The sequence below is a fragment of the Corallococcus sp. CA049B genome (assembly GCF_003611685.1).
In the GTDB taxonomy this organism is placed as follows: Bacteria; Myxococcota; Myxococcia; order Myxococcales; family Myxococcaceae; genus Corallococcus; species Corallococcus coralloides.
This window is the reverse complement of the sequence record NZ_RAWC01000029.1, coordinates 41,074-61,570: the sequence shown is the minus strand read 5'-3', so window position 1 is coordinate 61,570 and position 20,497 is coordinate 41,074. Positions and strand designations below refer to the sequence as shown.

Here is a 20,497-nt window from a genome sequence, read left to right as displayed (position 1 = left end):
GGGTGGTGCTCTGCGCGGTCGCTTTGCCGGTGATGCGGCCGAAGTGGCTGAACCGGCCGCTGCACGTCCCGGCACAGGTGCTGTAGACGGGCTGGAGCATGCGCACGGGCTTCACCAGCCCGCCGGGCTGCCGGATGCCGAACTCCTGCGTGAGGATGGAGGCCAGCGACGTGCAGTGGAGGGTCAGGGTGACGCGGCTGCTGCCCTGCGTGGTCAGGCGGGCGTTGGAGGGCTTGTTCTGGGACAGGGGGCGCGAGTACAGGTTGTGCGCCGCGCCCAGGCTCGTTCCCGAGGAGTTGGTGCGCGAGTAGGACGCCTCCCAGGAGCACTGGCAACCCTCGGCGGGGCCGATCTTGATCAGGCCGTGGGCGTAGCTCAGGGCCTCGCCGTACAGCGAGGGCTCACGCCGGGCCACCTCGCGCACCAGGTCGAACTGTTTCGTCCCCATCTCCTTCTCGATGGCGCCGAGGGTCTTCTGCAGGGCGTTGCTCACGTGCAGGACCTCGCGGCTGGCGGAGATGCCCGGCGCGGCCGTCAACTGGCAGGTCTTCTCGTCCTCGCAGGCGAGGCTGACGTCATAGGGCTGGCTCGCCAGCTCCCGGCCCTGCGCCTCACGCACGACGAGCCGCTGGGCCCAGCCCGTCTCCCACGGCTCCTGCACCGCGCCGGACAGCTTCACCTCCACTTCCTCGCCGGCCTTGGGCGAAAGCCGCTCGCCCGCGGTGATCTTCTCCGTGCCGTCATAGGACAGGACCTCCACCTCCCCGGGCAGGGACTTCGACTCCGCGGACCAGCGGATGCGCGCGGTCAGCTCGCCGTCCTGCATGGACACGTTGACGATGGTGGCAGGCATCTCGCGCGTTTCAGCGGCGTGGGCGGGCGCGGCCACGAAGAGGCCGCCCACGGCGAACGAGGAGAGGGTCAGGGCTCGAAGCCAGGGTGCTCGGGAGGAACGACGGTGCATGGTGCTGTCCCTTGGGAAGAGGGGTTCCGCCATTTCTGACACGCGATGTCAGATTTGGCGGGCCGCCCCAAGAGCAGGTTGCGTGCCAGTGAGTCTCACGTCTGTCGCGAGGAAGGGGCTGTAGCGCGGAACGCTACGCAGGCGCGGTGCGCGGCTTTCCGGAGCGGCTCGCGTGCTAGAAGGGAAGGGTGACTTTCGCTCTTCCCGGCCCGGAGCGCGCGGGCGTCGCGCGGCTCGCGTTCGAGCGCTCGGGGCCCCGCACCGTGGTGCGCACCGCGCTGGCGCACAGCCCCTTGCGGCTGCTCACGCCGCGCAACCACGGCCACGCGGCGTGGGCCTATACCAGCTCCTTCGGTGGCGGGCTGGTGGACGGGGACCACCTGCGGCTGGAGGTGGACGTGGCGGACGGCGCATCCGCGCTGCTCGCGACGCAGGGGGCGAACCGGGTCTACCGCTCGCCCAACGGTTGCCGCAGCGACCTCGTCGCGCGCGTGGGCCGGGACGCGCTGCTGGCGTGGGTGCCGGACCCCACCGTCTGCTTCACCGGCGCCCGCTATTCCCAGACGTTGGACGTGACGCTGTCACCGGGCGCGTCGCTGGTGCTCGTGGACGTGGTGACGGCGGGCCGCAGCGCCCGGGGCGAGCGCTGGGCCTTCCTGCACTACGCCTCGCGCCTGTGCGTCGCGAGGGAAGGGCGCGCGCTGGTGGATGAGCGCTGGGTGCTGGACCCCGCGCACGGCGCGCTGCCGGAGCGGCTGGGCCGCTTCGACGCGCTGGCGTCCGTGCTGCTGGTGGGGCCCGCGTTGAAGGACGCGCGGGAGTCCCTGGCCGCGCGCGTGGCGGGCCTGCCGGTGAAGCCTCGCGCCCGGGAGGTGGTCTCCGCCAGCCCCCTGGGCGAGGACGGCCTGCTGCTGCGCGTGGCGGCCGTGTCGCTGGAGACGCTGCTCGGCACCACGCGCGACTGGCTGTCCTTCCTGCCGGGCCTGCTGGGAGATGATCCGTGGGCCCGACGGGTGTGACTAATAGCGGGTGATGTCGAACGTGCTGTAGTTCTTGTACAGCTGGTCGATGTGATCCGCCGTCAGGTTGATGGCGTCCTTGTGGTTGTTCGTCTTCCACTCGGCGGTGTTCGCGTCCAGCAGGCGGTTCGGGCCGTCCGTCTTGTGCAGGCCCAGCACGTGGCCCTCTGCGGCCTCGCCCGACTTGCGCAGGCCGATGCGGTAGTGGCCGTTCTCCTTCGTGCCGTCGTACAGCTTCTGCGCGAAGGTGTCGGGGGTGATGGGCTCGAAGTCCTGCACCTTCACGCCCGGGTGGCCGCCGCCGCGGCCCGTGCGGAAGTCGCCCACCAGGTCGGAGATGGCCTCCTGCTTCCGGGCGATGGCGTCCTTCTGCGGGCCGAGCTGGGCCATGCCCTCCTTGAGTTCCAGGGTCAGCTGGCCGCGCTGCGCCTCCAGGCCCTGGCGCTGCTCCAGCGACAGGCCGGGGTTGGTGAGCAGCTCGTTGATCTGCTTGCGCTGGGCGCTCTTGCCTTTGAGCTGCTCCACGCCGTCCTGGAGCTTCTCGATGTCGGCCAGGTGCGCGCCGTTGAGCTTCGTGAGGGCGTCGCTCTGCAGGTGCTCGGCGTGCTGCTTGTCGATGAGCTTGCCGAAGTGGTTGTCCGTCAGCTTGCCGAACGCCTGCGAGCCCTTCATCGGGTCACCGCCCGCCTCCTTGCCGGTGCGGATCCACTCGGAGGTCATCGCGCTGCACACGCCCGCGTCCGTGCCCGCGGGCAGGCCCGGCTGCTTCAGCATCGGGTGGCCGCCCTGGTCCGTGTAGCGCAGCACCTCCGCGCCCGGGTTCTCCAGCTTCATGTCCTCGACCAGCTTCTGGATTTCAGGGCGCGGCGCCGCGGCCTTGCCCTTGCCCGGCGTGCGGCCCAGGGCCATGTCCGCGATGTCGCTCTCGGAGCGGTTGGGCGATGGCAGCTGCGGACCCTGGAGCGAGCTCGCGTCGATGTTCGGGCGCGACGACGAGGCCTGGGGGCTGCCGGACGGCTTGAACGCGTCACCCTGGGGCGTCGTCCCGGTGGGCGTTGTCGGCCGGGAGACACTCGGTGAGCCCGTGGGCGTCGTCGGCTTCGCGGCCGTCGTGCCCGGCTTCGAGAAGGTCGGCTGGGCCACCGTGTTCGTCGTCTTCGGCGGAGCGGGAGGCGCCTTGGGCGTCTTGGGGAAGCCGGCCTTGAAGCTCTTCATGGGGGACTCCAGAGGGGGAGAACGGCGCGAGGGGCCCCCATCCTGGCCCACGCTGACGCGTCGCGCTAGGGTCTGACGGGTCGGCGCATCCCGCACCCGGAAGAACCGAGGGAGTCGGCCTCATGCATCTGTCCCCCCGTGACGTGGACAAGCTGCTCTTGCACCAGGCGGGCGTCGTCGCCCAGAAGCGATTGGCGCGAGGCCTGCGCCTCAACTACCCGGAGGCGGTGGCGCTCATCGCCACGCAGTTGCTGGAGTACATCCGTGACGGCAGGAGCGTGGCGGAGTTGATGGACCTGGGGCGCCGGTTCCTGGGGCGCGCGCAGGTGATGGACGGCGTGCCGGAGATGTTGGCGGAGGTGCAGGTGGAGGGCACCTTCCCGGACGGCACCAAGCTCGTCACCGTGCACCACCCGGTGGTGGCGGAGCACGGGGACCTGTCGCTGGCGCTCTACGGCAGCTTCCTGCCGGTGCCGCCGCTGGAGCGCTTCACGGTGCCCGCCGCGTCGCCGGAAGGTGCGCCCGGCGCCGTGCGCGCGGCGGAGGGCGCGCTGGAGCTCAACGCGGGCCGCGAGGCCATTACCCTGCGCGTCACGCACCGGGGCGACCGGCCCATCCAGGTGGGCAGCCACTACGCGTTCGCGGAAGTGAACCGCGCGCTGGTGTTCGACCGGGGCCGCGCCTACGGCCACCGGCTGGACATCCCCGCGGGTACGGCGGTGCGCTTCGAGCCCGGCGAGGTGAAGACGGTGCCGCTGGTCCCCATCGCGGGCGAGCAGGTGGTGCGCGGCGGCAACGCGCTGGGCAGCGGCAAGGTGTCCGACGAAGGCCGTGAGCGCCTGCTGGAGGCCGTGCGCGCCCGGGGCTTCGGTCACGAGGAAGAACGCGAAGAGGAGGGCCGCTCATGAGCCGCAAGCTGGACAGGCGTCACTACGCGGACATGTTCGGTCCCACCACGGGGGACCGGGTGCGGCTGGGGGACACCGGCCTGTGGCTCCAGGTGGAGCGCGACGCCACCGTCTACGGCGACGAGTGCAAGTTCGGCGGCGGCAAGGTGCTGCGCGAAGGCATGGGCCAGCGCGCGGGCACGGGCGACGCGGACGCGCTCGACTGCGTCATCACCAACGCGCTCGTGGTGGACTGGACGGGCATCTTCAAGGCGGACGTGGGCATCAAGGCGGGGCGCATCTTCGCCATCGGCAAGGCGGGCAACCCGGACGTCATGGCGGGCGTCACGCCGGGCATGGTGGTGGGCGTCACCACGGAGGTCATCGCGGGCGAAGGGCTCATCCTCACCGCGGGCGGCCTGGACACGCACATCCACTTCATCAGCCCGCAGCAGGCGGACGAAGCCATCGCCAGCGGCATCACCACCTGGGTGGGCGGCGGCACCGGCCCGGCCACCGGCACCAACGCCACCACCTGCACGCCGGGCGCGTGGAACCTGGCGCGCATGCTGGAGGCCACGGATACGCTTCCCCTGAACATCGGCCTCACCGGCAAGGGCAACACGTCCCTGCCGGAGGGCTTGCTGGACCAGGTGCGCGCGGGCGCCATTGGACTCAAGCTGCACGAGGACTGGGGCACCACGCCCGCGGCCATCGACACGTGCCTCACGCTGGCGGACGCGGAGGACGTGCAGGTCACCATCCACACGGACACGCTGAACGAGTCCGGCTACGTGGATGACTCGCTGGCGGCGTTCAAGGGGCGCACCATCCACACGTACCACTCGGAGGGCGCGGGCGGCGGCCACGCGCCGGACATCATCCGCGTGTGCGGCGCGCCCAACGTGCTGCCCAGCTCCACCAACCCCACGCGGCCGTACACGGTGAACACGCTGGATGAGCACCTGGACATGCTCATGGTGTGTCACCACCTGGACCGCGAGATTCCGGAGGACGTGGCCTTCGCGGAGAGCCGCATCCGCGGAGAGACGATCGCCGCGGAGGACATCCTCCACGACCTGGGCGCCATCAGCATGATGGCCTCCGACAGCCAGGCCATGGGCCGCGTGGGCGAGGTCATCACCCGCACGTGGCAGACGGCGCACAAGATGCGCGAGCAGCGCGGGCGGCTCCCCGGCGAGCAGGGCGACAACGACAACCTGCGCATCCGCCGCTACGTGGCGAAGTACACCATCAACCCGGCCATCGCCCACGGGCTGTCCCATGAAGTCGGCTCCGTGGAGCCGGGCAAGCTCGCGGACCTGGTGCTGTGGCGGCCCGCCTTCTTCGGCGCGAAGCCGGAGCTGGTGCTCAAGGGCGGCTTCATCGCGTGGGGGCAGATGGGGGACGCGAACGCGTCCATCCCCACGCCGCAGCCGTACCTCATGCGCCCCATGTTCGGCGCGCGAGGCAGGGCGCGAGGCTCCACCAGCATCGCCTTCGTGTCCGGGCGCGCGCTGCGCGAGGGCACCGTGCAGGGGCTGGGGCTCACCAAGCGGCTGTCCGCGGTGGTGGGCTGCCGCGCGCTGGGCAAGAAGGACATGCGCCTCAACGACGCGCTGCCGGTCATCACGGTGGACCCTGAGACGTACGAGGTCCGCGCGGACGGGGAGCTCTTGCGCTGCGACCCCGCCACCTGGCTGCCCCTGGCGCAGCGCTACTCGCTGTTCTGAAGGAGGCGCGCCATGGCAACCGGCTGGAGGGTGTTGCAGCTGGCGGACTCGGGGTTTCCCACGGGGGGCTTCGCGCACTCGGGGGGCCTGGAGGCCGCGGTGCAGGCGGGCGAGGTGCGAGGCCCGGGGGACGTGCGGCGCTTCGTGGAGGCGCTGGTGTGGCAGGCGGGACTGGGCGGCCTGCCGCTGGTGGGCGCGGCGTGGCGCGAGCCCGCTTCACTGCCGGCGCTGGACGCGAGAGCGGACGCGTTCCTCACCAACCACGTCGCGAACCGGGCCAGCCGCACGCAGGGCAGGGCCTTCCTGGACACCTGCGCGCGCATCTTCCCGGAGGCCGTGGGGCCCGTGCGCGAGGCGGCCCGCGCGGCCCGGGTGAAGTTCCACCACGCGCCCGCGTTCGGCGCGGTGCTGCGCGCGCTGGACGTGGAGCAGGAGGACGCGCCGCGCCTCTTCCTGTCGCTCACGCTGCGGGGCGCGCTGTCCGCGGGCGTGCGCATGGGCGTCATCGGCACGCATGAGTCCCACCAGGTGCAGCACGCGGCCACGCCGCTGCTGGAGGCCGTCCTGGCGCAATGCAAGGCCTTGGGCGTGGAGGACCTGGCCCAGCCCGCGCCGCTGTGGGACCTGGTGGGCGCCACGCACGACCGGCTGTACTCCCGGCTGTTCCTGTCCTGAAACAAGAGACGAAGGGGAAGCGCGACATGCACGACGACGACGACCACCGCGGCCATGGGCAGGACGGGCACGAGCACACGCACGAGGACTGGGAGCACCCGGGCCACTTCGACGCGCGCGACAAGCCGCACCGGCGTGACTACTCGCAGCGGGCCTTCACGATTGGGATTGGCGGCCCGGTGGGCAGCGGCAAGACGGCGCTGGTGCTGGCCCTGTGCAAGAAGCTGCGCGACGAATACCGCCTGGGCGTGGTGACCAACGACATCTTCACCAAGGAGGACGCGGAGTTCCTGGTGCGCAACCAGGCCCTGTCCCCGGAGCGCATCAAGGCGGTGGAGACCGGCGGCTGCCCCCACGCCGCCATCCGCGAGGACATCAGCCACAACCTGCTCGCGCTGGAGCAGCTGATGGAGGAGCTGCACCCGGAGCTGCTCATCGTGGAGAGCGGCGGTGACAACCTGGCCGCGCAGTACAGCCGCGAGCTGGCGGACTACACCGTGTACGTCATCGACGTGGCGGGCGGGGACAAGGTGCCTCGCAAGGGCGGGCCCGGCATTACGCAGTCGGACCTGCTGGTCATCAACAAGACGGACCTGGCGCCGCACGTGGGCGCGGACCTGGGCGTGATGGACCGCGACGCCCGGAAGATGCGCGGCGAGGGCCCCTTCGTCTTCACCCAGGTCACGCACGACGTGGGAGTGGACGCGGTGGTGGGGCATCTGCTCGACGCCTGGCGGCGGAGATAGGGACTGGACGAACGGTCCGTCCCGGGCCGCACTCCGCCACTGACAGCCGGAGCGGGACGTGTAGTGTGCCGCCCGTGGGCATCCTTGAGCGGGCACGGGTGGAGTGGTTCGCGGCGGCCTTCGGACTCGTCGTGGGCATCACGATGGTCTTCGTGCCCTACGAGTTCGGGGCCGCCATCTTCCAGCTCATCTACCCGTACGTCCGCCCGCTCGGCAGCCTGTTCCTGGTGGGCTCGGCGACGATGCTCGCCGCGATGCTGTACCCCACCTGGCCTCCGTTCGTGGGGTGGCTGGGCCGGGCGCTCTTCCTGGCGGCGGTGGCGTTCTACTGGTGGGCCGCCACCGTGCTGCCCCGGGGCCTCACGGGCTTCATCCTGTACCCGCTGATCGCGGGACTGCTGCTGCTGGAGCGGACCCGCCGCTTCCAGGGGCGGGGCCTGCTGCCGGTGTTCATCGCCTGCGTGGCGCTGAGCTTCGGCGGGTTGATGGTCCTGGTCCCCAGCAGCTTCGTCCGCATGTCGCTGCTGGCGTTCGGTCCGTTCATCCGGCTGATGGGCGGCGCCTTCCTGGCGACGGGAGGGCTGCTGGCGGTGGGGCTGTGGCGCGGCCATGAAAAGGCCTGCCGCATCGCCGCGGGCAGCTTGAGTGTCCTGTTCCTGAGCATGACGCTCGCGCTGGGGTCTCGGCGCTCCTGGGCCGGGATGGGCGTGTACGCGGTGCTGTCCCTGGCCTGTCTGTTGTTGTGGCGGATGCGCCAGCTCCCGGCCCTGTCCGGAGTGCGCTGGCGGCTGTTCCGCGGCATGGCCCTGGCGTCGGTGCTGCCCATCCTGTGCGTGGGGGCGGTGACGTCGTACGTAGCCCAGCGGGCCATCTCGGCGGAGCTGCGCGACAAGGCGCGGCAGGCGGTGCTGGCGGAGACCGCGTGGCTGGAGCAGTCGGCGGCCATGGCGCGCGCTCTCTTGCGCTCGCAGAGCCGGGACCCGGGCTTCATCGAGGCGGTGCGCACCGGGGACCACAAGGAGATGTCCGAGCGGGTGGAGCTGCTGACCGGCACCGGCCTGTTCGACGCGACGTGGCTGCTGGACGCCAGCGGGGAGACCCTGGTGCCCTCCGACCGGCTGAATCGCTTCGCCGGCAACTACGCGAACCGCGAGTACTTCCAGCAGGCGGTGAGCGGCGGCGACGAGGTGTGGGTGTCGCGGCCCTTCCTCACCCGCGCGGGGCTGCCCTTCATCGTCCTCTCCACGCGGGTGGACCTGGGCGACGGCCAGCGCGCGGTGCTGGTGGGCGGGCTGTCCCTGCAGCGCCTGGGCCTCCAGTCGACGCTGGCCTCGCGCAGCTACCACGTGGAGCTGTTCGACCGGCGCGACGGCATCCTGCTGCGCGATACGGACCTCGGCGGCGTGCTCACCCGGGCGCCCGTGCTGGGACTGCTGCCCCCGGACGCGCTGGCGGCGCCGGAGGGCGTGCGGGAGGCGTTCGATGAGTCCGGGAGCCGCCTGCTGGTGGCGCACGCGCAGGTGCCGGACACGGAGTGGACGGTGGTGGTGACGGCGCGGCTGCGGGAGGCCTTCGCGCCGGTGACGCGCATGGGGGGCTGGGTGGTGGCCATCGCGGCGCTGGCGGGGGCCATCTCGCTGCTCCTGTCGCAGTGGGTGGGGCGGGACGTGGCGGTGCGGCTGGAGACGCTGCGGGACGGCTTCGCCGCGCTGGGCACGCCCGCTGGGGAGCAGCGGGTGCAGGCCCGGGGCGACGACGAGGTCGCGCAGCTGACGGACGGCTTCAACGACATGGCGGCGCGCATCGACCGGACCCAGCAGGAGTTGCGTGAGGCCATCGCCATCCGGGACCAGTTCCTGTCCATGGCGAGCCACGAATTGCGCACGCCGCTGACGCCGCTGAAGGCCACGCTGGAGCTGCTCATCCGCCAGTCGGAGTCCGGCGTGGGGCTGACGCCGGAGCGGCAGCGCGCCTCCTTCCAGCGGCTGACGCGGCAGGTGGACCGGCTGACCCGGCTGATTGGAGACATGCTGGACGTGTCGCGGTTGCAGTCCGGGAGATTCGCGCTGGCGGTGGCGCCCATGGACCTGACCGCGCTGGCTCGCGAGGTGCTGGAGCGCATCCAGTCCACGCGGCCGGAGCGCCAGGGATGGGTGTCCCTGGACGTCCCGGACGGGCCGCTGGTGGGCCGGTGGGACGAGCAACGGTTGGATCAACTGCTGACGAACCTGGTGGAGAACGCCCTGCGCTATTCGCCGCCGGGGACGCCGGTGTGCATGCGGGTGCGCGAGGAGGACGGGCGGGTGCGGGTGGACGTGGAGGACCGGGGCATCGGCATTCCGCGGGAGAGCCTGCCGCAGCTCTTCACGCCCTTCTTCCGCGCGCGCAACGCGACCGAGCACTACGCCGGAGGGCTGGGATTGGGGCTGGCCATCTGCCGCGAAATCGTGGAGCGCCACGGGGGCCGCATCCAGGCGAGCAGCGAGGGGTCGGGGAAGGGCACGTGCTTCACGGTGTGGCTGCCCCGCGCGGCCATCGCGGACGCGGCCTGATGCGCTACGTGGAGGCGAGCCCCTGCGCGGCGCTGGCGCCGTACGTCCAGTGCTACTGGGCGCTGGAGCTGTCGGGAGCGGCGCCGGTGGGGGTGCACCGGGTGCTGCCGGACGGGTGCCTGGACATCCTGGTGGACCTGACGGACGGGGTGAGGCTGCGCGTGGTGGGGGCGATGCGGGCGGCCGAGGTGGTGCCGTTGTCCACGCATGCATCCTTCGTCGCGGTGCGCTTCCGGCCCGGGGGCGCGCGGCCGTTCCTGCGGCTGCCCTTGCTGGAGCTGACGGACGCGAAGGTGGCGCTGGGGGACCTCTGGCCGCGCGAGGCGCGCGAGTGGCGGGAGCGGCTGGGCGCGGTGGAGGGGATGGCGGCGCGCTTCGCCCTGCTGGAGCGGCTGCTGCTGGGCCGGCTGCCCGGGCAGGAGACGGACGTAGGGGTGCGGCACGCGGTGGACCTCATCCTGGGGGCGAAGGGGCAGGTGCCGGTGCGTTCGCTGGAGGGCGTGATGGGGGTGGGGGCGCGGCAGGTGGAGCGGCGGTTCCATGCGGCGGTGGGACTGTCGCCGAAGGTGCTGTGCCGCATCGCGAGGTTGCGGCACGCGGTGGAGCTGTCGCGGGAGCTGGAGGGCGCGGAGTGGGCGCTGGCGGCGGGGTACTACGACCAGGCGCACCAGGTGCGGGAATTCCGGGCGCTGACGGGGCTGACGCCGGGGGCGTACGTGCGCGAGCAGGCGGAGGTCGGATTCGTCCAATCGCCGGAGGCGGCGGGTGCCTAAGGTGGGGGTGTTCCCACTTCGAGGAGGCACACCCTGTCCACCGCACCGCAGCAGGCAGAGCAGCACCACCGCATCGACTACATCGAGCTTCCCGCGAAGGACATCGCGGAGGCGAAGCGCTTCTACGGCGCCGTGTTCGGCTGGAGGTTCGAGGACTACGGCCCGGACTACACGAGCTTCATGGACGGGCGGCTGAACGGAGGCTTCGACAAGGAGCGGGAGCCGTCGAAGGGCGGCGCGTTGTTGGTGTTGTATTCGAAGGACCTGGACGCGACGCTGGCGAAGGTGCGCGAGGCCGGAGGGCGCATCGTGATGGACACGTTCTCCTTCCCCGGCGGCAAGCGCTTCCACTTCACCGACCCCACGGGCAACGAGCTGGCGGTGTGGACGGAGCCTTGAGGCGCTGAAGCGACGGGAGGGCGGGGAGTGTCGTGGTTCACGCGAGCTGTCGCGGCCCCAACACTCCCGGTCCTGCCAGGACGCCGGGTGCACGCGCGAGCGGGTCGCGGAGTGCTCCTGGATCGCTTGCCGTCCTGGCGCGCGGTAGAAACCGGATCGGCTCCTCCCTGGGAATGTCGCCCGTGCTCGCTACCGCCACCGCCACCGTCCTCCACGTCAACGACACGCCCGCGAGCCTCTATCTGGGGACCTTCTCGCTGCGCCAGGCGGGCTATCGCATGCTGGAGGCGGTCACCGGAGGGGAAGCACTGCGGGTCGCCTTCGATGCGCGCCCCGACGTCATCGTGCTCGACGTGAAGCTTCCCGACATGAGCGGCTACGACGTGTGCCGGCGCCTGAAGGAGGACCCCCGCACCCGCGAGATCGCCATCATCCACACCTCCGCCACCTTCATCACCGCGGAGAAGAAGGTCGCGGGCCTGCGCGCTGGCGCGGATGTCTACCTCACCCAGCCGTTCGACCCCGAAGAGCTCATCGCCACCGTCAACAGCGTCCTGCGCCTGCGGCGCGTGGAGCGCGAGGCCCTGGCGAACGCCGCCCGCCTGGAGGAGGCCGACCGCAAGAAGGACGAATTCCTCGCCATGCTCGCCCACGAGCTGCGCAACCCGCTGGCCGCCATCTCCGTCGCGGTGCAGATGCTCGGACAGAAGGACTCGAACGGCCTGTCCGAGGCCGACGCGCGCCGCCGAGACATCATCGAGCGGCAGGTGCGCCACCTGCGTCACCTGGTGGACGACCTGCTCGACGTCAGCCGCATCACGCGCGGCAAGTACGCCCTGCGCCGCGGCCAGCTGGACCTCAACACCGTGTTGCAGCACTCGCTCGCCGCCGCGCGGCCCGTGATGGAGGAGCGCGGGCTCATCCTGCGGGAAGCCTTCCCCACCGGGCCCTGCTGGGTGGACGGTGACCGGACGCGGCTGGAGCAGGTCTTCACCAACCTGCTCGACAACGCCGCCAAGTACTCACCCGAGGGCGGCATCGTCACCGTGGGCGCCCACGTGGCCGAGGACTCCCGCGTGCGCGTCTCCGTGCAGGACACCGGCATCGGCCTGCGGCCGGAGGACCAGGAGCACATCTTCGAGCTCTTCGCGCAGCTGGACGCGGGCCTCGCGCGCAGCCGGGGCGGACTGGGCATTGGCCTGACGCTGGTGCGCCACCTCGTGACCGAACACGGTGGTCAGGTGGACGTCTTCAGCGAGGGGCCGGGCCAGGGCAGCACCTTCACCATCACGCTGCCGCTGCTCACGGACGACGCGAGGTCCGAGGCCTCCGTGGAGCGCATCGAGTCCCGCCGGGGCGAGTGGCGCATCCTCCTGGTCGACGACAACCCCGACGCGCGCGAGGGCCTGCGCGAGATGCTCCAGCTGTGGGGCCACACCGTCGCGGTCGCCGAGGATGGCCCGGAGGCGCTCGCGATGGCGGCCCCTGGCACCTACGACGTCATCATCCTGGACATCGGCCTGCCGGGCCTGGACGGCTATCAGGTGGCGCAGGAGCTGCGCGGGCGCGTGGCGTCGGACGCGCACCTCATCGCGCTCACGGGCTATGGGACGCCGGAGGACCGGGCCCGCAGTGAGGAGGCGGGCTTCGACCTGCACCTGGTCAAGCCGGTGGAGTTGGTGGAGATCGGCCGGGTGCTCGCGCAGCTGGGGCCCGTGAAGCGTGGCACGCATCGCCGGGCCCAGGCGAAGAGCGCATAGGACTTCACGCCCGGGGCTGGAGGCCCGCCACGGGCTGCTCCGTGCCTCGCCGCGTCCACCGGTCGCGGATCCATGCCCGGGCCGGCTTCTCCACGCGCTCATGCGTGAGCACGCTCAATCCCACCGAGCCCACGACGAACGCCGCCACCGCCCAGGCGGACGTGGGCGGCTCACCCAGCCGCTTGAGCGCGGCCTTCCAGGCGAACAGCACCGGCATGTGCAGGAGGAAGAGCGCATGGCTCGCCTCACCCGGCAGCCGCGGCTCACGTATCCACTGTCGAGCAGCCCATGCAGTCCCGGCGGCGCCTCCGTGCCGGTGAAGACCAGGTGATACACGTGGTACGCGACGACGTGCGCGGTCGCGAGGAACCGCAGTCCGTGAGTGCATGCAGTTGCTGCAAGGAAGAAACCATGAGGGCCGTGAGTCTCGCAGCCCCGAGCGCGCTCCTCAAACGGGCCCGGTGCCATGGACCTGCCCGGCGGCCGCGGAGACCCGCGGCACGAGTCAGGTCACCCGAAGTGTTTCAACTCCACCGACAGGCGGAAGTCCTTCGCGAGGACGCGCGGCGTACGAGATCCGCGAAGGGCCGCGACGGCAGGCTTTGAGCCGCCGAAAAGCGGAGCCACCAAGCAGGGCCGCCCGCCGGGCTCAGTCCAGAAACCTGTCCGACAGTCGGACCGGCTCAAGCCAAACGAATCCGAACTCGCGCGCCCGGTGGAGCTCAGCAGCAGCCCGCGACGTTATGCGTGCGCGGACGAAGAAGTCGGTGTCACGGACAGGGCCCCCGCCGGGCACGCATGTTCAAAACCTGTCCGACAGTCGGACAAGTTCGAGCCACATGAAGCCGAGGTTGCTTCCTGGCGGAGTTCGCGGTGGGGCGAGACAGCGTGTACGCGCGGACGACAAGGTGGGGCCACGGAGCGGACCCCCGCCGAGCGCGCAGCTCAGAAACCTGTCCGACAGTCGGACAAGTTCGAGCCACATGAAGCCGAGGTTTCGCCCTGGCGGAGTTCGCGGTGGACCGCGACGTTGTGCGTGCGCGGCCAGAAAGGCGGGTCCGCGGGCGGAGCCCCCCCGCCGGGCGCACAGGCCAGAAACCTGTCCGACAGTCGGACAGGTTTTCGACGCATGGGGCCCGCGAACTTGTCCGACAGTCGGACAGGTTTTTCGCCGCCCGGGCCCAGAGGGAGCCCCCTCTGGTTGGCAATGAGAACGAGGTACGCGCACGTCCATGTCAGACCCCTGTGGTTGGATGGCGATGCTGGAACGAGGAATGGGGATGGGGATGGGGATGGAACGGCGAGGACTCGTGGCCTATGTGGAGGCGCAAATCGAGCGCGATATCGCGCTGGGGCGGCTGCACCCGAGCGGGCAGTTTGGTTCGGAAGCGAAGCTGGCGCGCCGCTATGAGGTGTGCCGGGGCACCATCCGCGAGGCGCTGCGACGGCTGGCGGCGAGGGGCCTGGTGGTGCAGCGCTCCGGACGCAAGACGCGCGCGGTGGCGCTGGATGAGTCGCTGACGCTGGAGAACCTGGGCCTGGCGCTTCATGACGCCCGCAACCCGAAGGCCCGGTGGCTCCTGGAGGGCTATTTCAGCCTCAAGCGGCAGGTGCTGGTGGAGCTTCTGGCTGATTGCTGCGCGAGGGCCTCGGACCTCGACCTGGACCGGCTGGGGAGCACGTGCTTCCAGCTCCAGGACGCGGCGCGCTGGGAGTCAGGGGCAACCTGCGCGCAGGTGGAGTTCGAGCTGCTGCGGCAGGCGGCGCGGGTGGCGGCGCGTCCCGGCCACGTGCTCCTCGTTCAGTCCCTGCAGCGGGCATTCATGGGAGGCGCAGCCCAACTGCTGCCGCACATGGGCGGAGAGGCGCTGCGCGAGTGGGCATTCCGCGTGACGGCGATCCTGCACGAGCGCGACGTGCAGGCACTTCAGCAAGAGCTGCCGGCACTGCTGAGGGCTCGCGATGAGCTCGTGCTGAATGCCTTCGCTCCCGTCCCCATGAGGCCTGTGTCTCCAGAGGCCCCATGCTCCCAGGAGGACCTTCTCCGCGCCCCCAAGTCAGCCACCGCGCGGGACGGTGCGCCGGAGGCACGGCCTTGCGCCCAGGAGTGCCGTCTCGGCGATCCCACGCAAGTCATCGGGCAGGAGGAGGCGCTGGAGGCACAGCCCCTGGGCGAGGAGCGCGAACTCGGCGGTGGGGATATCCAGGTGCTCGGGATTGCTCCGTGCTTTCCTGTGGAGGCCCCTCCCGCGGAACCCGACATCGGGACTGACTTGCTGGGAGTTGCTTTGGGCAACCTGTCCGACTGTCGGACAAGTTGGGATGCTTCGCTTCCGGATGGCGGCCTTCAATCCGAACCATCACCCACTCGCGCCCATGGACAAACGGGTGTGCCGGAGCTCGAGGAGGGTGGAGCGACTCACGGCCGCATGAGGCGGTGGGTGGCTTGTCTCTGGCGGTCCGTGACGCATTTCCTGGGACAGCCCGCATCGGGTTCCCTCGCTCCAGGCGACCTGCTCAGAGCTGTTCAATGCCAGGGGCGGCCGACGAGCCTTTCACCGTCGCCTCGTCAGGACGCAGCTTCGCGCGCACGCGCGGGTCCAGCTTGAGGATGACCGCCTCCACCGCCTGCGCCTGGGAGTAGTCGTGGGCCGGCGTGAGCAGGAAGAGGCCGACGGCAGCATCGCCCCCCGCCGCCAGCGCCACCTTCCTCACGTGCTCGATGAGGTCCTGCTTGGAGTCCACCCGCCCCCGGCTGAAGGCCAGCTTGCCCAACAACTGGTGCGAATAGCCGTCCTTCACCTGGAGCATGTGGGAGGTCATCTCGATGCCCTCCGGCAACGTCTCCTGCAGGAAGATGACCGACGCCGCGTCCTTCACCGCCGCCGCATGGGTGAGCACCGCGCTGTCTCGCTCGGGCTGGTACTCGCCGTAGCCCCGGTACTGGTTCTGCTCCAGGGCCTTGCCGTGGAGGTAGGTCGAACCCGAGCAGCCCAGGAGGGCGAAGGTGCTCACCACGAGGGAAAGACAGACAGGTCGAAGGTTCATGCCCTGGCTGTCTAACACAGCGCGAGTGCGCTCGTGGACGCGGGGTGTGCCCTTTCGTGCATGAAGCTGGAAATGGAGACCCCGGCTTCGGCGTAGAACGGGCCACATGCTCAGCCTGCGCAACCTGGTGAAGGTGTATCCGGGCCCGGTGACGGCCCTTCGTGGCGTGGACCTGGACGTCCCCAAGGGGATGTTCGGGCTGCTCGGGCCCAATGGCGCGGGCAAGTCCACGCTGATGAAGATCCTCTCCGGCCTGCTGGAGCCGACCTCCGGTGAGGTGATGCTCGACGGCCTGGACCTCGTGCGCCACCCGGAGGCGCTGCGCCCACACCTGGGCTACCTGCCGCAGGAGTTCGGTTTCTACCCGTACCTCTCCGGGCAGGACATGCTGCGCTACCTGCTGGAGCTCAAGGGCGTCACCGCACCGCAAGGGCTGAAGGCCCTGTGCGCCCAGCTGCTGGAGCGCGTGAACCTCACCTTCGCGGCGAAGCGCAAGGTGAAGGAATACTCCGGCGGCATGCGGCAGCGGCTGGGCATCGCGCAGGCCCTGGCCGGCGACCCGAAGCTCCTCATCGTGGATGAGCCCACCGCGGGCCTGGACCCCGAGGAGCGCCAGCGCTTCTACCGGCTGCTCGCGGAGGTGGCCCACGAGCGCACGGTGCTCCTGTCCACGCACATCGTGGAGGACGTGGCCATGCTCTGCCCTCGCTTCGCCGTCATCCGCCACGGCCGCGTGATGGCCATCACCAGCCCCACCGAGGCGAAGGCCGCTCTCCACGACACCCTCTTCGAGGGCACCGTCCCCCCGGCCGACATGGCCGCCTTCCAGCAGGCCCACCGCGTCACCCAGGCCGTGCTCTTCGAGGGCAGGAACCGCGTGCGCATCCACGCCGCCCAGGGCACCCCCGTGCCCCCCGGCTTCGAGCGCACTCCGCCCACGCTGGAGGACGCCTACCTCCTCCTGATGAAGGACGCGCCCGAGCCCAAGGTTCCCACGGCTCCAGCATCCGCCCCGGCGGTGGGAGCGTGAACGCGGCCCGGCTCTGGCGGGTGGCGCGCACCGAGTGGCGTCACCAGACCCGGCGCCCCTTGTTCTGGGTGCTGCTCGTGTTGCTGGTGCTGGTGGTGTGGGGCGTGTCCTCCGGCAACGTCACCATCGACGCGGGCAGCACGGAGGTGGGCGGCAAGAAGGCGTGGATCACCAGCGCCTTCGCCGTCGCGCAGACGGTGCTGCTGCTCACCTTCATGCTGTTCACCTTCTTCGTGTCCGTGGGCGCGGGCATGTCCGTCATCTCCGACGACGAGGCCCGCGTGCAGCCCCTCCTGCACACCACGCCGCTGACGCCCTCGGAGTACGTGTGGGGCAAGTTCGCGGGCGTGCTGGGCGCGTATGTGCTGGCGCTCGGGTGGATGATGGGGCTGCTCGTCTTCTTCCACCACGTCGTGCCGGCGGGCGCGGACGCGGAGTTCCGAGGGCCCTTCGCGTGGGGGAACTACGTGGGCGGCGCGGTGTGGTTCGGCCTGCCGCTCATCGTCTTCATGGCGGGCGCGGCCTTCGCCACGGGCGAGCGCACGCGCCGCGCGGTGCCCGTCTACTTCCTGCCGGTGGGGCTGTTCTTCCTCTGCGCGTTCTTCCTCTGGGACTGGTCCCCCGGCTGGCTGGATCCGCGCGTGAACCGGCTCCTGATGGCGCTGGACCCCGGCGGCTTCCGGTGGCTCACGGAAGAGTGGATCAAGGTGGACCGGGGCGTGGACTTCTACAACACGCAGCCCGTGGGCCTGGACGCCCTCTTCGTCACCAGCCGCTTCGTGCTCATGGCCCTGGGCCTGGGCGCGGTGGCCTGGAGCGAACGCCACTTCCGCCGCGCGCTCCGGGGCGAGGTGCGCACGAAGAGCCCTCGCAAGAGCGGGCTCATCGACGCGCCGCCCACGCAGGTGGCGCTGTCGCACGCGGAGGCACCGCTGTCCGCGCTGCGCATGGCCGTCCGTCCGCCGGGCTTCTGGACGGGGCTGTGGACCGTGACGCGCGCGGAAGGGCGGGGCCTGCTATCGCAGCCGGGGCTCTACCTGTTCCTGCCCCTCCTGATGTTGCAGATGGTGTCCCAGGGCGCCACGGCGGTGGGCCCCTTCGACACGAGCCTGCTGCTGGTGCCCGGCCGCTTCGCGGTGCGCACGATGGGGCAGGCGTCGGTGCTCGTGTGTCTGTTGTTGATGTTCTACGTGGTGGAGTCGCTGGAGCGCGAGCAGGCCTCCCACTTCGCGCCCATCCACGACGCGACACCCGTGCGCACGCTGTCGGTGCTGCTGGGCAAGGCGCTGGCGAACAGCCTGGTGGCGGTGGCGCTGCTCGTGGCCATGGCGCTCGCGGGCTCGCTGGTGCAGGTGTCCCAGGGCACGGTGCCGCTGTCGCTGACGCCGTATGTCCTGGTGTGGGGCCTGTTGCTGTTCCCCACCTTCCTCCTGTGGACGGGCTTCATCCTGGCCGCGCGCGCGGTGACGGGAGGCCGCTTCGGCACCTACGCGCTGGCGCTGTCCGCGCTGGGCCTCACCGGCTACGTCGCCGTGCGAGGCGACCTCACCTGGGTGACGAACTGGCCCCTGTGGGACGCGGTGCGGTGGACCGACCTGGGCGCCTTCCAGGTGGACCGGGCCGCGCTGGTGCTCAACCGCGTGGCCGCGCTGGGCGGGGCGGTCTTCTTCACCGCGCTGGCGGTGCGCCTGGACGGCCGGCGCGTCCGCGACCCGGTGACGACGCTGGAGGGACTGAAGCCCTCGGGCCTCGCGCGCGGGCTGTGGCGGCTGGCGCCGTATCTGGCGGTGCCGGTGGTGGCGCTGACGTGGCTGGGCATCCTCGTGGGGCAGGGCCACCAGGGCGCGGCGGCGAAGAAGCGCGCCAAGGAGTACTGGCAGAAGAACCTGGCGACGTGGAAGGACGCGCCGCAGCCCATGCTGACGGACGTGGACCTGGACGTGGACCTGGAGCCGGAGGCGAGCGCCTTCCGCATGCAGGGCACGTACACGCTGATGAACCGGCACGCCGTGGCGCTGCCGCGCTTCGCCTTGAGCGGCGGCGACGGCTGGACGGACGTGCGCTGGACGCTGGACGGCCAGGACGTGACGCCGGAGGACCGCGCCGGGTTGTATGTCTTCACGCCGCCCACGCCGCTGTCCCCCGGCGCGAAGGTGACGGTGGGCTTCCAGTACGCGGGCCACGTGCCCGCTGGCGTGTCACGCGCGGGCGGCTCGTTCAAGGAGTTCATCCTCCCGTCCGGCGCGGTGCTCACCAGCGAGACGCCCACGTTCGCGCCGGTGGTGGGCTACGAGGAGGAGCGCGGCATCGACCCGAAGGAGAACAAATACGAGCCGCGCGTGTACCCGGACGACTTCCACGAAGGGCCCACGGAGTCCTCCTGGGGCAGCAACATGCCGTTCCCGTTCCGGATCCGCGTGAGCGGCCCGGAGGCCTACACGCTCAACTCCGTGGGCGTGCGCGAGAGCGACACGGTGAAGGACGGCCGGCGCACCACCGTATGGCGCAGCGACCACCCGGTGAGCTTCTTCAACGTCATCGCGGGGAGGTGGACCCGCGTGGACGGCGCGGGCACGGTCGTGTTCCACGACCCCGCGCACGGCTACAACGTGCCGGAGATGATGCGGGGGCTGGAGGCCGCGCGCCGGTACTACTCGGAGTGGTTCCACCCGTTCCCATGGGCGGAGCTGAAGCTGTCCGAGTTCGCCGGCCTGGACACCTACGCGCAGGGCTTCCCCACGGACATCACGTTCTCGGAGTCCATCGGGTTCCTCACGCGCACGACGCCGGAGTCGAACGCGGTGCTGCTCGTCACCGCGCACGAGGCCGCGCACCAGTGGTGGGGCAACCTGCTCATTCCCGGCAAGGGGCCCGGCGGCAACGTGCTGTCCGAGGGCATGTCGCACTACTCGGCGCTGAAGCTCATCGAGCAGCTCGATGGGCAGGAGGCCCGCCGTCAGACCGCGAAGCGCCTGGAGGAGCGCTACGGCAAGGAGCGGCGCGTGGACGCGGAGCAGCCGCTGGTGAAGCTGGACGACTCGCGCGACGGCGACACCGTGGTCCTCTACGAGAAGGGCGGCTGGACGTTCTGGATGCTGGAGGACCTGATGGGCCGCGACGCGATGCACGCGGGGCTCCAGGCCTTCCTGAAGCAATCCATGAACAACGCCGACCACCCGGTGCTGCAGGACTTCATCGCGGTGATGCGTCCCTTCGCGCCGTCTCCCGAGGCGTTCGACCGCTTCACCCGTCAGGCCTTCTTCGAGGTCGTGGTGCCCGAGTACCGCGTCACCGGCGCGCGCGTGACGAAGGACGGCGGCCAGTGGGTGACCACGGCGACGGTGACGAACGTGGGCACGGGCCGCATGCCAGTGGAGGTGACGGTGACGAAGGCCGGGGAGTCCGCCGTGCCCGCGGAGGCCGCGGACGCCGTGACGCGCGTGGAGCCCGGCGCCGGTGAGGCCGTGCAGGTGACGCTGCGCTCGGAGTTCGAACCGGAGCGGCTGCTCGTGGACCCGGACGTGCGCGTGCTCCAGCTGCGCCGCGAGCAGGCCCAGGCGAAGCTCTCGCCGCCGTGACACGGTGACATGCGTGTCCCCGCGCTGGGGACAGGTTGTCACGAGGTCAGACGTCACCGCCGTGCCGCTCCCTCTGTGAGCAGGCTGGCACATCGATTGCGATGGGTGTCCTCCGCAT

16 protein-coding genes are annotated in these 20,497 nt (G+C 70.9%); 12 read left to right on the top strand and 4 right to left on the bottom strand.

The features are described 5' to 3' along the window. On the bottom strand, positions 1–964 hold a 964-nt coding region (locus tag D7W82_RS09750), incomplete at its 3' end, for a hypothetical protein (protein WP_147439278.1). Positions 965–1,152: 188 nt separating this feature from the next. On the opposite strand from D7W82_RS09750, the gene D7W82_RS09745 reads away from it, so the two are divergent. Continuing rightward, positions 1,153–1,983, top strand: coding sequence for an urease accessory protein UreD (locus D7W82_RS09745; protein WP_120618074.1), 831 nt, complete (start codon positions 1,153–1,155; stop codon positions 1,981–1,983). Here D7W82_RS09745 and D7W82_RS09740 read toward each other — a convergent pair whose 3' ends face one another. Continuing rightward, positions 1,984–3,198, bottom strand: coding sequence for a hypothetical protein (locus tag D7W82_RS09740; RefSeq protein ID WP_120618073.1), 1,215 nt, complete (start codon positions 3,196–3,198; stop codon positions 1,984–1,986). It abuts the gene before it with no gap. A gap of 122 nt (positions 3,199–3,320) precedes the next feature. On the opposite strand from D7W82_RS09740, the gene ureA reads away from it, so the two are divergent. The 8 genes from ureA to D7W82_RS09700 all read left to right on the top strand — a co-directional run bounded on the left by ureA (position 3,321) and on the right by D7W82_RS09700 (position 12,723). Further along, on the top strand, positions 3,321–4,106 hold the full coding sequence (gene ureA, locus D7W82_RS09735) for an urease subunit gamma (protein ID WP_120618072.1): 786 nt from the start codon (positions 3,321–3,323) through the stop codon (positions 4,104–4,106). Continuing rightward, on the top strand, positions 4,103–5,818 hold the full coding sequence (ureC, locus tag D7W82_RS09730) for an urease subunit alpha (protein WP_120618071.1): 1,716 nt from the start codon (positions 4,103–4,105) through the stop codon (positions 5,816–5,818). The genes ureA and ureC overlap by 4 nt, the downstream gene beginning before the upstream one ends. Positions 5,819–5,830: 12 nt before the next feature. Further along, entirely contained in the window at positions 5,831–6,493 is a 663-nt protein-coding gene (locus D7W82_RS09725; protein ID WP_120618070.1) for an urease accessory protein UreF, read from the top strand. Positions 6,494–6,519: 26 nt separating this feature from the next. Next, positions 6,520–7,239, top strand: coding sequence for an urease accessory protein UreG (gene ureG, locus D7W82_RS09720; RefSeq protein ID WP_120618069.1), 720 nt, complete (start codon positions 6,520–6,522; stop codon positions 7,237–7,239). 74 nt (positions 7,240–7,313) lie between these two features. After that, positions 7,314–9,791 carry an ATP-binding protein gene (locus tag D7W82_RS09715; protein WP_370450968.1) on the top strand — a complete coding sequence of 826 codons (2,478 nt, stop codon included), beginning with the start codon at positions 7,314–7,316 and terminating at the stop codon, positions 9,789–9,791. Further along, complete coding sequence (locus D7W82_RS42165; RefSeq protein WP_120618078.1) at positions 9,791–10,564, top strand: helix-turn-helix domain-containing protein; 774 nt, start codon at positions 9,791–9,793, stop codon at positions 10,562–10,564. Before D7W82_RS09715 ends, D7W82_RS42165 begins: the two co-directional genes overlap by 1 nt. 33 nt (positions 10,565–10,597) lie before the next feature. After that, positions 10,598–10,963, top strand: a complete 366-nt coding sequence (locus D7W82_RS09705; RefSeq protein WP_120618067.1) for a VOC family protein — start codon at positions 10,598–10,600, stop codon at positions 10,961–10,963. A gap of 182 nt (positions 10,964–11,145) precedes the next feature. Then, a complete protein-coding gene (locus D7W82_RS09700; RefSeq protein ID WP_120618077.1) occupies positions 11,146–12,723 on the top strand; it encodes a response regulator in 1,578 nt (525 codons plus the stop codon). Between the two features lie 4 nt (positions 12,724–12,727). Here the strand turns inward: D7W82_RS09700 and D7W82_RS09695 are convergent, their stop codons facing one another. Beyond that, the gene (locus D7W82_RS09695) at positions 12,728–12,940 is read right to left on the bottom strand and encodes a hypothetical protein (RefSeq protein ID WP_120618066.1); all 213 of its coding nucleotides are present in this window, start codon (positions 12,938–12,940) and stop codon (positions 12,728–12,730) included. A 1,075-nt stretch (positions 12,941–14,015) separates the two neighbouring features. On the opposite strand from D7W82_RS09695, the gene D7W82_RS09690 reads away from it, so the two are divergent. Next, complete coding sequence (locus D7W82_RS09690) at positions 14,016–15,332, top strand: FadR/GntR family transcriptional regulator (RefSeq protein ID WP_370450966.1); 1,317 nt, start codon at positions 14,016–14,018, stop codon at positions 15,330–15,332. On the opposite strand, the gene D7W82_RS09685 is transcribed toward D7W82_RS09690, so the two are convergent. Then, positions 15,241–15,771 carry a hypothetical protein gene (locus D7W82_RS09685; RefSeq protein WP_147439277.1) on the bottom strand — a complete coding sequence of 177 codons (531 nt, stop codon included), beginning with the start codon at positions 15,769–15,771 and terminating at the stop codon, positions 15,241–15,243. The two genes, D7W82_RS09690 and D7W82_RS09685, sit on opposite strands and share 92 nt — an antisense overlap. 106 nt (positions 15,772–15,877) lie before the next feature. Between D7W82_RS09685 and D7W82_RS09680 the strand changes: the two genes are divergently transcribed. Then, a complete protein-coding gene (locus D7W82_RS09680) occupies positions 15,878–16,801 on the top strand; it encodes an ABC transporter ATP-binding protein (protein ID WP_120618064.1) in 924 nt (307 codons plus the stop codon). Beyond that, positions 16,798–20,379: a M1 family aminopeptidase gene (locus D7W82_RS09675; protein WP_120618063.1), complete on the top strand. Its 3,582-nt coding sequence runs from the start codon at positions 16,798–16,800 to the stop codon at positions 20,377–20,379. The genes D7W82_RS09680 and D7W82_RS09675 overlap by 4 nt, the downstream gene beginning before the upstream one ends. Positions 20,380–20,497: the final 118 nt, after the last annotated feature.

Excerpts from the sequence above, each read along its gene's own strand:
- D7W82_RS09740 (WP_120618073.1), bottom strand. The coding sequence starts at position 3,198 with ATGAAGAGCTTCAAGGCCGGCTTCCCCAAGACGCCCAAGGCGCCTCCC.
- ureA (WP_120618072.1), top strand. The coding sequence starts at position 3,321 with ATGCATCTGTCCCCCCGTGACGTGGACAAGCTGCTCTTGCACCAGGCG.
- ureC (WP_120618071.1), top strand. The coding sequence starts at position 4,103 with ATGAGCCGCAAGCTGGACAGGCGTCACTACGCGGACATGTTCGGTCCC.
- D7W82_RS09725 (WP_120618070.1), top strand. The coding sequence starts at position 5,831 with ATGGCAACCGGCTGGAGGGTGTTGCAGCTGGCGGACTCGGGGTTTCCC.
- ureG (WP_120618069.1), top strand. The coding sequence starts at position 6,520 with ATGCACGACGACGACGACCACCGCGGCCATGGGCAGGACGGGCACGAG.
- D7W82_RS42165 (WP_120618078.1), top strand. The coding sequence starts at position 9,791 with ATGCGCTACGTGGAGGCGAGCCCCTGCGCGGCGCTGGCGCCGTACGTC.
- D7W82_RS09695 (WP_120618066.1), bottom strand. The coding sequence starts at position 12,940 with ATGCCGGTGCTGTTCGCCTGGAAGGCCGCGCTCAAGCGGCTGGGTGAG.
- D7W82_RS09690 (WP_370450966.1), top strand. The coding sequence starts at position 14,016 with ATGGAACGGCGAGGACTCGTGGCCTATGTGGAGGCGCAAATCGAGCGC.
- D7W82_RS09685 (WP_147439277.1), bottom strand. The coding sequence starts at position 15,771 with ATGAACCTTCGACCTGTCTGTCTTTCCCTCGTGGTGAGCACCTTCGCC.
- D7W82_RS09680 (WP_120618064.1), top strand. The coding sequence starts at position 15,878 with ATGCTCAGCCTGCGCAACCTGGTGAAGGTGTATCCGGGCCCGGTGACG.